Genomic DNA, 12,447 nt, shown 5'->3' with positions numbered 1-12,447 from the left:
GTGTCACGGCCGAACGACGCCTCCGTGGCGTGTGCACTCGTCAGAGGAAAATACAAGTGCAGACACGAGAACCCATCCGGTGTGAGTGAGGAACGCGGCCTCGGGAGGCGTGGCGTACTGCAGTCGATCGGCGCGGCAGTCGGGACCGTCGGTGTCGCCGGGCTCGGAACCGCTCGTGGCGGTGACGACACCACGACACCGGCCGGGGCAGCCGACGCCGACAACGACAGGGGGCTGCCGGTCGCGGCCGACGGCCGACTGGTCGTGACACTGACCCGAGTCGACGGGAGTCGGTTCCGTGTGCAGCCGACGTTCTACAGCGACGCGCTGAACGAGCGCTACGGCACCCGAACGTTCGAGTACGATCCGACGACGCTCCCGGCCGACGAGGTGCCGGAGACGCTCCGCGAGGACGGTCGGTCGGAGTACAGCTTCCGGACCCAGCGCGTCGTCGGGACACCGCGCGAACAACGCACCTCCGAACGGACGGTCTGGAAGCGACAGGTCGACGACCAGGAGACGCACCCGTTGTACGTCCCGGAGATGGACGGCAACGTCCCGTTGTACAGCTACGCGACGCAGTCGGGCGCAGACGGCGGCGGGCTCCAGGACCGCACCTCGCCGATGAACGTCGCCTGGGACGCCACCGACGCCTCGGCGGTCGAATCCGCGATGGAGAGCGGGACGAACGGCCCGGAGTGGGGCAACGAGTGGATCTACCCCGACTTCCTGGTGAAGGACCTGTACGTGAACCTCCCGGACGGGGGGACCAGTTCGACGACGGCCCACGTGATGCAGTCCGCCGGCTGGTGTCCCACGGAGCAGTACCACGTCCGGCTGTACGACGTTCCGTACTACGGCGTCAGCGCGATCGGGCAGGCCCACTACGACCCGTGTCTCCACGGCAACCCCGAGCGGTTCCTCTCGAAGCTCCCCATGGTGGAGCTCGACGTCGACTGGCAGCTCGACCGGTCGCGCGACGAGGTCGACGACTTCTGGGAGAGCGGTCACGATGTCGACGCCGAGTACACCTACGTCGGTAACACCACCAGCGACTTCTCGTCACACAGCGGCTGGTGGACGTTCTTCGACGAGTGACCCCGACCGAGCGGTGAGTGTCGCGTCGGAGCCGACAACCACAACCGCCCTCCCCGCCCGATGGCACGTGTGTCTCTCCCGTCCGTTCAGTTCGGCCTCCCCCGAGGTGTCGTCGCGGGCCTCCTCGCCGGGCTGCCGGTGTTGGCCGTCTACCTCCGGCGCGGATTCAGTCTCGCCGCCTTCGGCGAGGAGCCGGCCGCGACCCTGCTGCGACAGGGGTTCGTGCTCGTCGGGTCGATGGCCGTCGCCGGCGTCCCGGTCGCGCTGTACGTTCGCTACGGCACGGTGAGCCCGCTCGTCGTCGCCGGCGTCCTGCTCGTGCCGACGCTCTTCGAACGGAATCCGCCGGAGACGCCCGCGTTCGGACTCCTGCTCTTCTTCTGGCCGATGTGTGTGGCGGTGTACCTCGCCGTCGCCGGCGTCGAGTACGCCCTCCGACACGAGGGGTCCGTCGCCGGGCTGTGGTGAGTGCCGACCGATCAGAGTATCGGAACCGGATCGTCTGTGTCGTCGCCGATCACGGCGTCAACGCCACACACGTCGACGGTCTCGTCGTAGCCGCTCGCCGTCACCCCGTGTTCGACGCCGGCGCGGGCCGGGATGTCGTTTGTCACGACGACGACCGGCGCGGTCCGACGCTGTGCGAACTGGACGGCGAGCCCAGCGAGCGCGGCGTCTGCCTTCTCGATGTCGTGTTCCGGGCGGTCGGTCTCGTTTGCGATTGTCCGGCGAGCCACGTCCGTGGCCGTGACCACGTCACTGTCCGTCCGGTCGGGCGGCTCGGCGATCTCGACCCAGCCGGTCGACAGCGCGGTCTCGATTCGATCCGTCTCCGGGCCGCCGAGTTCTTCGACGACACGCTGCGGGAGGCGACACGACGCCTCGGCCGCCCGTATCGCGTCCCGGAACCGTCGGTACTTCTCGTTCGACGGACCACCGATTGCGAAGAAGACGTTCGTGTCTACGAGAACAGTCGCCCCGGTCGGGAGCGTGTCGGACCCCGACATCGACTCACGCTCCGTCGTCCACCGGCCCGTCCGTCGCCGGAACGGTCGCGCGGTCGGTCAGATCCGGCAGCTCCATCGCCGTCGCAACGTCGGGGAACAACGCCTCGAAGTAGGGGTCACGCTCGCGGCCCACCGCGAGGACGGGCGCCAGCGCCTCGATCACGAGCATCGCCTCCGTCGGGCGAACGCCCACGTCCGCGGCGACGCTCCGTCGGGTCGTCTCGCCGGCGTAGTGGAGCCCCGCACCGCGGAGCGTGGCGACGAGCGTCCCGAGGCCGTGGCGGTCGTGGAACCGAGCGAGCCCCTCGTCGGTCGCGGCCAGCGCGACGGCGTGCAACACCGTCGGGGTGACGACCACCGGGCCGACCGGGTCGACGACCGCGACGGGGTCGGCGCGCAGCGTCCGCGGCCGGCCGGCGTCGGCGCGCGTCACCAGCCCGTGGTCGACGAGCCGGTCGACGTACTCGTACGCGGTCGACTCCGAGAGGTCGAGCGCGTCGACGGTCTCCGGCACGGTCGTCGGCTCCCAGTAACAGACGTACACGTACACCCGGGCCAGCGACGGCCGGTCCAACAGCGTCGACAGCCCGTCGAGCCCGGACGACTGCGACGCCATCGCCGCCGGGTCGAGCCGCGCCGCGTCGAGCCCGGCGAGCCGCGCGTCGACGCCGCCGTCTGCCGTCGGCGGGCGCTCGTCGGTGTCGCTCTGGGTGTCGGCGCCGTTTCTCGGGTCGTTGCCGCCTCGCGGATCGGCGTCGTTCTGTGGGTCGGCGTCCCCCGCGTCCTCTCCCGTCACACGATAAACTCCGAGTTCCGTGGACTTCAGAGTACTGGCGGATTGAGCGTCGCTCGCGGATCGCCACCGGCGTCTTGACGACCGCGAACCGCAACTGCGAGAGGGCGTCGAGGTCTGTGACACGAACGGCCGACGGCATTGGACCGAGGAAAACAGATATGAGGCGCTGCATACAACTGTATGCACATGTCGAAGAGCATCCGACTCTCGGAGGAAGCCTACGAACGGCTCGACGCACACAAGGCAGACGACGAGACGTTCTCGGATGTCGTGCTCCGTCTCGCCGGGGAGCGGTCGCTGTTGGATCTCGCCGGGGTGTTGAGCGACGAGGAAGCAGACGCGCTTCGGGACGCAATCTCGGAGCGACGCGAGCGCCGGGCGGCCGAACTCGAATCGACGGCCGACAAACTGCGGTAGCATGCTCCTCGACACCGCCTATCTCGTCGATCTGATGAACGGTGACGCCGACGCCGTGGAGAAGGCACGCGAACTCGAAGCGAATCTCGTCCAACAGCGCCTGTCGGCGATGACGCTGTTCGAACTGTACTACGGGGTCGCTCGCGCGACCGACTCGGCGGCCGAACGGAAGACGGTCGAAGACGTGCTCGCGTCGAAGCCGGTCTACCCCGCCGACACGGCCGTGATGCGGAAGGCAGGGCGACTCGCCGGCGAACTACAGAACGACGGCACACCGGTCGGCGACGGTGACGTCATCATCGCCGCCACCGCCGAGGTCGTCGACGAACCCGTACTCACACGGAACGTCGACGACTTCGAACGGCTCGGTGTCGAGATCGAGACCTACTGACTCGGGCAAAGAGATCGCCGCCGAGTCGGACACGCCGACGGACGGCGGCGTGACCGCGCCGATCAGTCGCTCCCGACCGGCGTCTCGACGACCGCGAACTGCAACTGCGACAGCGCGTCGAGACACGTCGCCTGCTCGTCGGGCGTCAGTTCGGGTCGCGGGTCGCTGTCGCGTCGGTCCGCGTCCCGCGCGGCCGTCGGCGACACCGTCCGGGCGTGCTCCACGTCGCCGATTGCCTCCGCGATCACACAGAGGAGCGTCTGGAGCGTCCTCGCCGGCACCGCCCCGTCCGTCGCCAGGGTCTCCCGAACCGTCTCCGTCTCCGCGACGAGCGAGTCGATCCGGTGTGCCGGCAGCGGTAGCTGCTCGACGGTCTCGACGTGCTGCTCGTACTGGTCGCACAGCTCCGATACGTCCACCGTGCCGTCATGCTTTTCAGACGGCGAAGTGTTCGAACACATGTCGTGGATGGCCCACGACGCAGCGGGTAGGGTGCTCCAACACCCTGCCACTCTTTCGAGTGACGCGCCCGCAGCGTCGTAGTTTCCCATCGCGCCTAGGGGCACTTAACGCTTGCTCTGCGGTTGGAATTATAGGTTCGGTGACAAACTGAGGGTGGGTGAGAAGGGTGTGATTCGGTAGGCTGTGGCGGTCAGAACACCTCCAGATACTCCTCGACCACCTCGCGCTCGTCCGGCGTGAGGCCGAACAGGTCGTAGACGGCGTCGTCGATCTCGGCCTCCAGCGCGTCGATGTCGGTCTCGGCGACACGCTCGCGGTCTGCCTCCAGTCGCGCGAGCAGTTCCTCCACGCCGGCGTCGCTGCGCGGGATCGGGATTGAGGTCTCCTCGCCGCTCTTGACGTTGCGGCCGTCGACGGCCGCGTGGACGTACTCCGCACGGCGCTTCCGGGCCTCGCGCTCGTCGGAGTACATCGCCGGGTCCCGGATCGTGTCCGTGCGCCCCGCTTGGACGGTGAAGTCACCGTCCACTTCTCCTTGCACGCTGGCGTCTACCGGGCGTCGGCCAGTTTGCCACTCGTAGTCGATGTACTGGAGTTCGCCGTCGTAGTCGCCGAGGTACGCCTCCGGGAACCGTTTGGTCTTGCTGTCGAGGTCGACTGTGTCGACGATCTCGTTGGCGGACTCTTCCATCGTCTCGAACTCCCCTCCGTCGTCGGAGGTGACACAGGGTAGCTTCTCGACGTACTGTGAGCGGTACTCGTAGTAGCCGCCCATCTTGACTGTCGTGATGTGCTTGAAGTAGAAGTCGAGCGCCTTCGAGTTGAGTTGGCAGGCTATCTCTTCTGTGAGGTGACGGTACGGCTCGTCTAATTCGATTCCGTACGCCGTCTTGAAGTACCAGACACCTTCGCTGTCGAGCATGAACCGGGCGCTCTGTGAGATGTGTGCGCCTATCATCTTCGGCTTCTCGAATCTAGGGTGACTCTTCGGGTAGATGAACGAGTACCAGTCGTCTTCACCCTCCATTCGGCCACTCTCTCTCCCTTCCAGGGCTTCTCTGTGAGCCTCGAAGTACTCCCAAGTCAGCGGAAGGTTCTCACGAAGGTACTCTCTGTCGTACGACTTCGTCGTCGGCTCTCCGTCTTCGTGCTCGACGTAGTGGGGCAGGATTACGTGCAGTCCCGACCACTCACCTCTCCAGCGCCCGACATCGTCACCGTTCAGCCACGGACAGAGGAGGTCCGTCTCGATTTCGTACTCACGGGACTCCCCGGTTGGAACGACTTTGACAGTGCCTCCCGTACTGCTGGGGAGAATTCGATCCGCGTTGACTGGCTTCACCAAGTACACCTTGTTGGCACTCGTCTGTGTCCCGGCGAAGATGGCGTCAGTAATGTCCTCGAACTCGTCGGTGCTGTTCTCTTCCAACTTCTCGAACACCTGCAACTCCTCGGGCGGCATGAACGCCCAGTACCGCTCTGGAGACAGCTTCCTCTGCGGGAAGTCGAACACGTCGATCAGGTCGTCACTATAGCCCGGCTCGTCGCGGTGGTCTCGCACGCCGTCGATGATCGCCTCGTCCAGTTCCCGCCCTTCGTCGTCGTCGTCCGTGTCCGCCTTCACCCGGACACACCGGATGTCGTTGCTCTCCCGAACGTCCGCGTCCGGTTCGTCTTCGGCGATCACGATTGCCGGATAGTTGGTCGCGTCCTCGAACACGCCGGAGTCGCGGAAGTCGTACACCTCTTCGATCCGAGAGTCACGGAGCAGGACCTCTCGCAGTCCCTCGCCGTAGTCCGTGACCGCGAACTGGTTCGGCGTGATGTAGCCGAGCTTTCCGGTGTCCTCCGAGAGCCAGTCGAGCCCCCGCTCGTAGAACGGACAGTAGATGTCGTAGTTGCCCGTCGTCGAGGTGTACAGTTCCTCTAGCATCGTCTTCTGATCGTCCGGGAGGTTCTGGACGCGAACGTACGGCGGATTCCCGACGACGTAGTCGTACTCCATGTAGTTCTTGACGACCAACGCGAGGACGGTGTCCTCGAACATCTTGAACAGCCGCCCGTCGTTGTGTTCCTCCTTGAGGTACTGGACGTTCTCCAGCATGTCGTCGACGTACGGCGCGAAGAACTCCTCGACACCGTCGTAGTCTCGGGAAGTGTACGTTCCGATACTCTCAGCGAGCCCACTCTGGTACTCCCAGTCGAAGTCGTCACCCACCTCCTCGGCGTACTGCATGTGATCCTTGACGTTGTCGAGAACGCCTTGGAGGGCCGCGAAGTACTCCCCGAAGTTGTCGACACCCGTCCCCAGTTGGATCGTCTCGAACAACGGCATCCGGACCCGTCGAACGAGGAATCCGTCATCGGTCTCCTGTCCGTTGCCTTCGTCCACCTCTACAGGCAACGGAACGGGGATCAACACGTCTTGTTCGTCCTCGGTTACTGCGTCGAGGGTCAACTGCTGTGAGCCGTCGTCACCGAGGTCGACGCCCGTCAATTTTCTCTCGTTGCGAAGTGTGTCCGTCCGGTAGATCGGCAGTCGACGGAGTGTGAAGTCGGGGTTCTGTGTCTTGGCCTTCTGGTACGCCGGGAGGATTGCGACGACGAACCGAATCTGTGCCATCAACACCGCGAACGGGTGGATGTCCAGCCCGACCACCCGCGGCCGCGTACAGAGATCACGCAGGTGTTCCTCCCAGTTCGGGTCGTCCTCGTACCGCTCGATGTCGTCGAGATACCGCTCGATCGCCTCGACGAGGAACGTCCCGGAGCCACACGCCGGGTCGATCAGCCGCTCGCCCGACACCCCACGGTCGTAGCCGACGCCGTCCATGATGTAGTCGATCACCGGCTGTGGCGTGTAGAACTCCCCGAGCGCCTTCCGCGTCTCCGGGTCGAAGTACTGCTGATACAGATCACCCAGGAGGTCGCCTTCGACGTCCTCGAAGTCGAACCGGAGGACGTTGAAGAACACCTCCGCGACCGCACGGCTGAACCGGTCTCGGGTCGCCTCACTGATCCGCTCGACCGACCCGCTCCCGCGAGCCACGTCCTCGAACTGATTCACGCCGCTCCCGTGACCGCGATCCAGTTGCTCCCTGTATCCGTCGGTCCACCAGACGAAGATGTCGTCCTGGAACAACCCCTCGACCAACTGCTCTTGCATGTCGTCGATGAGGTTGTTGGCCGCGACCGGGAACGCATCGAGGTTGATGCTGTCGCTGAACCCCTGTAGCCCGCGGAAGTACCCCTGCATCCCGTCGTAGCCGGTGCCGGCGAAGAAGTCGTGATCCTCCGTCGCCTTCGCCAACAGGAGCCGCGAGAGCAGTGCGTGGCCGCTCTCCAGACAGAACATGAAGTCACGGAGCGAGTCGTCACCGTCGACGAACGGCTCCCACGCGGTCGGGATGTCATCTTCGTCCGGGATGTCGGCGTACGTCGCCTCCCAGAAGTCGTACGCACCCTCCACGAACTTCCTGTCCCGCTCGTCTCTGAGTTCGTGCAACAGATCCATCAGCCCGGTGACGAGATCGGCGAACGGACTCCGGTCGTCGAGCTGGAACGTGTCGAAGAAGTGGTCCTTCCCGAGGTCGGCGTTCCTGTCGAGCGGAATCGGGTCGGAACTGTCGAGCAACTGGTTCACGTCGTCGGGGTCCGTGAGGTCGAACTCCCGTTTCTCCAGGGCGCTCGCCAGGTCGCGTGCCTCGCTCGCGGTTGCCGACTCCAACGCCACGACACTGATCGCAGTCGTCTCCCCGCGTCGGTACAGCCGAAGGGTCTCCCCGTTGGTCAACACTCCGTACTTCGAACGGAGCTCGTCCATGTAGTCGAACAGCTGTGACTCGTGTTCGAGCAGGTCGGCCCCAGTGGTCTTGAACTCGTAGACTGCGGTGACCGCCCTGTTCGTGTCTCGTGTGATGTAGTCCGGCCGTCGGTTGTCCGGGAGGCTGAATTCGCTCTGGAGGTCGACGCCAGTCCCCTCGTAGCCGAGCGCGTCGTAGAACTCGTGTTCGAGGAAGAGACTCTCCACGTCACGCTCGCTCATGTCCGAATCCGTCTGCGTTCCGATCGTCTGGAGTGCGCCGTGGAGGGCGTCGCCGTCGGCCATTGGTGTAGTTCATACTGGTGAGATATAAAACGCTGTTCACCCTCTGCCGCTGGCGCAACCCTACGTAGAAACAGTCCGCAGTGCCGTGTTGGTTTCTCTTCTCTATGGTAGTCAGAAACTCGGCAAACAGGCAGACCACACGACACCGTCGTAACCGCAGTATTATACTGAACGCTTTCGAACTGTACTCAAAATGGACGAGGACGCGGTCGCGGAGTACGTCGATCAGAGCCAGGGGCTGATCGACGCCTCCCCCCAGATGGACGAGGAGACGACGAAGGTTCGGCTCGTCAACCCGTTTCTCGAACTGCTGGGGTGGGACCTCCGGTCGACCGAGGTCGAACTGGAGTACACCGTCCGGTTCGCCACCCGGACGACACACGTCGACTACGCGCTGACGGTCGGCGACTCACCTGCCGTGTTCGTCGAGGCGAAGGCGGCTCGGTCGGGGTTGACCGACGACAACGTCGAGCAACTACGGAGCTACATGCGGCAGGAACTGGGCGTCGAGTGGGGCGTGTTGACGAACGGTCGTCAGTTCGAGGTGTTGTCGAAGAACGCCGACGAGAGTGGTGAGGTGTCCGTCGTGGAGTTCGACCTCGCCGACCTCGGGGACGACCCGGACGTGTTGGAACTGCTGACGAAGGAGTCGATCCAGTCCGGGCGCGCCAGGGAGATCGCAGAGGAGATCAGGCGGACGAGTGAGGCGATCGAACACCTCCGCAGCGAGGAGACGGCCGTCGCGGAGGCGGTCGCGGAGACGGTCGAGTCGGAGGTCGGCGACGTGGGCGTCGACACGAGCGAGCAGGCGCGCGAGTTCGTCCGCGACCTCGCGGCCGTGTTGGAGGATCGTCGTCAGTTCGTCGCCGAGTCGTACACGCCGACGGACGGCGGCACGACGGCACCGACCCGCGGCGCGTCCGTCGACGGCGACGTTTGGCGCGTCGAGGACGTGTCGGAGGGGTACGCCGTCGGTTTCGACGACGGCTGGCGTCTCCCAGCCCCGGGCGAGTCTCCACCCGCGGAACAGAGGCAGGCGCTGGGGACCGCCGTCGACCACCTGATCGCGGCACACGATCTGACCGACCGGGTCGAACTCCCGTACTCCACGCCACGGGCGCAGAAGAACTGTCTGCTCAACGACACCGCCGACCACCCCGACGGGCGACGGATGCGGGCGTTCTACGAACTCCTCGACGGGACGTTCCTGTACACCTCGTTGAGTGTCGCGGACAAGCGCCGGAAGCTCGAACTGCTCGCCGACGAGGTCGGTCTGCAAGTCTCCTTCGGCGGGGAGTGGTGAACTGCCTGGACACCGGCCCAACAATTACCACAGATAGTCACAGCTGTCGAGCCGTGAGCGAGCCACCTCCGTACCCACTCGGTGAAGAGCCACCGGTCGACAGCTCCGACAGATTCCTCGCGCACGTCGCCGAGGCGAACCGGTGCCGCGACGGCTCGCCGCCGCGACACGTCGCGTGTGTCGTCTGTGCGGTCGAGACGACGGTCGCCGACGGCGACGGCGTGGTCGAGACCACGCTGACGAACGCCGCGCCGTACCGTCGGGACCGAGTTCCGCCGGCGGCGGTCGTGCGGGCGGTACCAGAGACGACCGCGACCGACGGGGAGACGACCCGCGAACGCGCGGTCACGGCCCTCGCCGACGCCCTCCGTCGGTACTACGACACCCACGGCTGGGACGGAATCACACGCGAGTGAGCCGAGAGGAACGACAGTTTCCGACGGCGGTCTGGACGGGGTCAGAGACGCGGTGAGATGGCAGAGTGCGGCTGCCCGTGATTACATCGGTGGTAGGGTACCGAATTAAGAAACGAGTAATAAACCCGATTTTTCCAGTTGTCCGGGGGAGAGATGGTCGAGAACTACGAGCTTCCCTGTGTCTCGACACCAGTGTCGTTCGGTTCGATCGATTCGATGCTGTCGAGTTCCCAAATCTCCCCAGCCTCGGACGCCGGGAGTTCCACAAGCAGTGTCTTCCGTCCCACTTCATCGACACGTTCGGTGTCGAGAGAGCAAACGTCTCGCTTGAGTTCGTCTCGGTCTCCGGAGCATCCGACGAGCAAACCGACACTGTCGTGACTGTCACTGTCCGGAAGGTGTCGAATGCTGTATTCGACAAACTCTGGCATCTCCATTTGGTCCTTTGCGTTCCGCGCTACATAAACTGTGTGCGGGGGTCTGCTGTCTCCGAGCGAACCCGTGTCCTCTCACCTCAAAAACCTCGACCGCCTGCGGCACATTCCCCAGCGCCATCTCGTCTGTTCCCGAGCCGCGAACGGTAGGTTGAAATCACAGACGACCATCAGTCCAGACGCGGTGGGATGGCAGAGTGGACTATTGCGCCTGCCTTGAGAGCAGGTGGCCGTCAGGCCTCCTGGGTTCGAATCCCAGTCCCACCGATGGTTTGCACCGAACAGCCTGCGTGTTGGTAGAGCCTCTGAGTATTTCACCAGGCGTCTCTCACTTACTCCTCTTCGGTGTCCTTGTTGTACCCGAGTGCCCCTCCGAGGACTGCACCTGCGAGTGCTCCTGCTGGACCCCCTACCATCGCGCCGAGAGTGGATCCAGTTCCGATGCCCGCTAACGTGTGTTTCGACTCTTTCTCGTGCGACATACGCTACGGTAGATGACGTGGACAGAAGTAACTAGGGCCACCGTCGTGAAAGTGGACACGGAGTTCGGTAGCCTCCGCGAACGCAATTCTGATACCGGTCACGAGACACCACGGCACATGAGCGAGACGGCCTCGTCGGGCCAAGACGGACGCATTGCCGCCCGAGCGAAGGAGGAACTCGGCTTCTCGCGCTGGTGGCAGGTCGCGGCCGCGGCGGCGATGATGGGGCTCGTGAGCCCGTACCAGTACGTCTGGTCGTCGATCCAGTCGCCGCTGGAGTCGGCGCTGAACGTGTCGCCGGAGGCGATCGGACTGGTGTTCACGTTGTTCGTGATCTTCCAGTCCGGCTCGCAGTTTCCGGTCGGGTGGTACCGCGACAGACACGGTCCGCGGCGGCTCACGCTCGTGGCGGGTGTGCTCGCCGGCGGCGGCTACCTCGGCTTGTCCGTGGCGACGGAGGTGTGGCAGGTGTACCTGTTGTACTCGCTGGGCGCCGTCGGGGTGGGGATCGTCTACACCGTCGCGGTGAACACGGCGCTGAAGTGGTTCCCGGATCGCCGGGGGCTGACGACCGGGATCGGGACGATGGCGTTCGCGGGCGGGTCGGCGCTGGTCGTGCCGTACGTCCGGGCGAACGCCACCGTCGGGGGGTACCCGGGCGTGCTCCAGAACCTCGGCCTCGTGATCGGGCTGGGCATTCTGGTCGGCGCGGTCGTGCTCCGCGACCCGCCGAACGGCTGGCTCGACGGCGTCGACGTGGAGAACGGCGACGGCGACGGGAACGGCGAGAGCGGTAGGAACGGCGAGGGCAGCGAGAGCGACGGGAGCAGAGACGAGAGTGCCGGCGACCCGGCGACGAACGGGGACACCCGCCAGTACGAGTGGCGGGAGATGCTGGGCACCTGGCAGTTCTGGCTGATGTACGGGATGTTCATCGGGGTGTCGGCGGCGGGGCTGATGTTGACGGCACAGATCGTCGCGTTCGCGGACGCGCTGGAGCTGAACGCCGTCACCGCGACGGCGTCGGCGACGGTGCTCCCGGTCGCGGGCGGGGTCGGCCGGCTCGTCGTCGGCGACCTCTCGGACCGGGTCGACCGCGAACGGGCGATGGCGGCGTCGTTCCTGCTGTGTGGCGTCGGTGTCCTCGGGACGGTGTTGTTCGCTCGCGCCGGCCGGCCGCTCGCGTTCGTCGCCGCCGTGATCGTGGCTACCTTCTTCTGGTCGCCACAGTACACCCTGTTCCCCTCGGTCGTCGGCGACTACTACGGCCGCGAGCACTCCTCGGCCAACTACGCGCTGCTGTACTCCGGGAAGATGTGGGGCGGGGTGTTCGGCGGCGCGGTCGTCGGTTGGGTCGTCGGCGCCGCCTCGTGGTCCGTCGCGTTCGCGGTCGGCGGCGCGCTGGCGATTCTCGCCGGGGTCGGGGCGCTCGCACTCCGGCCGCCCCGGTAGCGCGCCACACCCCCGTCACGCGCTCCACGCTACACGAACGTGCGTATGGAAACGCATATGACACGGAGCAGTGAACACGAA

At 65.4% G+C, this 12,447-nt stretch carries 12 protein-coding genes and 1 tRNA gene; 8 read left to right on the top strand and 5 right to left on the bottom strand.

Annotated elements, in window-relative coordinates; translation table 11 throughout:
• Window positions 1–81 precede the first annotated feature (81 nt).
• Window positions 82–1,098: a hypothetical protein gene (locus tag RYH79_RS11430; RefSeq protein WP_370899202.1), complete on the top strand. Its 1,017-nt coding sequence runs from the start codon at window positions 82–84 to the stop codon at window positions 1,096–1,098.
• Between the two features lie 60 nt (window positions 1,099–1,158).
• On the top strand, window positions 1,159–1,566 hold the full coding sequence (locus RYH79_RS11425; RefSeq protein ID WP_370899200.1) for a hypothetical protein: 408 nt from the start codon (window positions 1,159–1,161) through the stop codon (window positions 1,564–1,566).
• A gap of 11 nt (window positions 1,567–1,577) precedes the next feature.
• Here the strand turns inward: RYH79_RS11425 and RYH79_RS11420 are convergent, their stop codons facing one another.
• Window positions 1,578–2,105, bottom strand: a complete 528-nt coding sequence (locus RYH79_RS11420; protein ID WP_370899198.1) for a PIN domain-containing protein — start codon at window positions 2,103–2,105, stop codon at window positions 1,578–1,580.
• Between the two features lie 4 nt (window positions 2,106–2,109).
• The gene (locus RYH79_RS11415) at window positions 2,110–2,901 is read right to left on the bottom strand and encodes a DUF7437 domain-containing protein (protein WP_370899196.1); all 792 of its coding nucleotides are present in this window, start codon (window positions 2,899–2,901) and stop codon (window positions 2,110–2,112) included.
• A gap of 186 nt (window positions 2,902–3,087) precedes the next feature.
• On the opposite strand from RYH79_RS11415, the gene RYH79_RS11410 reads away from it, so the two are divergent.
• Together RYH79_RS11410 and RYH79_RS11405 are read left to right on the top strand one after the other, a co-directional pair.
• Window positions 3,088–3,318, top strand: a complete 231-nt coding sequence (locus tag RYH79_RS11410) for an antitoxin VapB family protein (protein WP_370899194.1) — start codon at window positions 3,088–3,090, stop codon at window positions 3,316–3,318.
• Between the two features lies 1 nt (window position 3,319).
• The gene (locus RYH79_RS11405) at window positions 3,320–3,709 is read left to right on the top strand and encodes a type II toxin-antitoxin system VapC family toxin (protein ID WP_370899192.1); all 390 of its coding nucleotides are present in this window, start codon (window positions 3,320–3,322) and stop codon (window positions 3,707–3,709) included.
• A gap of 62 nt (window positions 3,710–3,771) precedes the next feature.
• Here RYH79_RS11405 and RYH79_RS11400 read toward each other — a convergent pair whose 3' ends face one another.
• Both RYH79_RS11400 and RYH79_RS11395 read right to left on the bottom strand, forming a co-directional pair.
• Window positions 3,772–4,170, bottom strand: coding sequence for a hypothetical protein (locus RYH79_RS11400; protein ID WP_370899190.1), 399 nt, complete (start codon window positions 4,168–4,170; stop codon window positions 3,772–3,774).
• A 191-nt stretch (window positions 4,171–4,361) separates the two neighbouring features.
• The gene (locus tag RYH79_RS11395) at window positions 4,362–8,279 is read right to left on the bottom strand and encodes an Eco57I restriction-modification methylase domain-containing protein (RefSeq protein WP_370899188.1); all 3,918 of its coding nucleotides are present in this window, start codon (window positions 8,277–8,279) and stop codon (window positions 4,362–4,364) included.
• 193 nt (window positions 8,280–8,472) lie between these two features.
• Between RYH79_RS11395 and RYH79_RS11390 the strand changes: the two genes are divergently transcribed.
• Together RYH79_RS11390 and RYH79_RS11385 are read left to right on the top strand one after the other, a co-directional pair.
• Window positions 8,473–9,582 (top strand): type I restriction enzyme HsdR N-terminal domain-containing protein, encoded by a 1,110-nt coding sequence (locus RYH79_RS11390; RefSeq protein WP_370899186.1) that lies wholly within the window; start codon window positions 8,473–8,475, stop codon window positions 9,580–9,582.
• Between the two features lie 53 nt (window positions 9,583–9,635).
• Window positions 9,636–9,998 (top strand): hypothetical protein, encoded by a 363-nt coding sequence (locus RYH79_RS11385; RefSeq protein WP_370899184.1) that lies wholly within the window; start codon window positions 9,636–9,638, stop codon window positions 9,996–9,998.
• A 164-nt stretch (window positions 9,999–10,162) separates the two neighbouring features.
• Here RYH79_RS11385 and RYH79_RS11380 read toward each other — a convergent pair whose 3' ends face one another.
• Entirely contained in the window at window positions 10,163–10,435 is a 273-nt protein-coding gene (locus tag RYH79_RS11380; protein WP_370899182.1) for a hypothetical protein, read from the bottom strand.
• Window positions 10,436–10,615: 180 nt separating this feature from the next.
• Between RYH79_RS11380 and RYH79_RS11375 the strand changes: the two genes are divergently transcribed.
• Window positions 10,616–10,699: transfer RNA gene (locus RYH79_RS11375), tRNA-Ser, on the top strand.
• A 332-nt stretch (window positions 10,700–11,031) separates the two neighbouring features.
• Window positions 11,032–12,366, top strand: a complete 1,335-nt coding sequence (locus tag RYH79_RS11370) for an OFA family MFS transporter (protein ID WP_370899180.1) — start codon at window positions 11,032–11,034, stop codon at window positions 12,364–12,366.
• The last annotated feature ends 81 nt before the right edge of the window (window positions 12,367–12,447 follow it).

The organism is Halobaculum sp. MBLA0143 (genome assembly GCF_041361465.1).
Classification (GTDB): domain Archaea; phylum Halobacteriota; class Halobacteria; order Halobacteriales; family Haloferacaceae; genus JAHENP01.
Note: the sequence above shows the minus strand (reverse complement) of the source record. Positions and strands in the feature narration are given on the sequence as shown.

Bases quoted from the DNA above. Each gene is read 5' to 3' on its own strand.
- RYH79_RS11400 (WP_370899190.1), bottom strand. From the start codon at position 4,170: ATGTGTTCGAACACTTCGCCGTCTGAAAAGCATGACGGCACGGTGGAC.
- RYH79_RS11390 (WP_370899186.1), top strand. From the start codon at position 8,473: ATGGACGAGGACGCGGTCGCGGAGTACGTCGATCAGAGCCAGGGGCTG.
- RYH79_RS11420 (WP_370899198.1), bottom strand. From the start codon at position 2,105: ATGTCGGGGTCCGACACGCTCCCGACCGGGGCGACTGTTCTCGTAGAC.
- RYH79_RS11370 (WP_370899180.1), top strand. From the start codon at position 11,032: ATGAGCGAGACGGCCTCGTCGGGCCAAGACGGACGCATTGCCGCCCGA.
- RYH79_RS11410 (WP_370899194.1), top strand. From the start codon at position 3,088: ATGTCGAAGAGCATCCGACTCTCGGAGGAAGCCTACGAACGGCTCGAC.
- RYH79_RS11380 (WP_370899182.1), bottom strand. From the start codon at position 10,435: ATGGAGATGCCAGAGTTTGTCGAATACAGCATTCGACACCTTCCGGAC.
- RYH79_RS11395 (WP_370899188.1), bottom strand. From the start codon at position 8,279: ATGGCCGACGGCGACGCCCTCCACGGCGCACTCCAGACGATCGGAACG.
- RYH79_RS11425 (WP_370899200.1), top strand. From the start codon at position 1,159: ATGGCACGTGTGTCTCTCCCGTCCGTTCAGTTCGGCCTCCCCCGAGGT.
- RYH79_RS11405 (WP_370899192.1), top strand. From the start codon at position 3,320: ATGCTCCTCGACACCGCCTATCTCGTCGATCTGATGAACGGTGACGCC.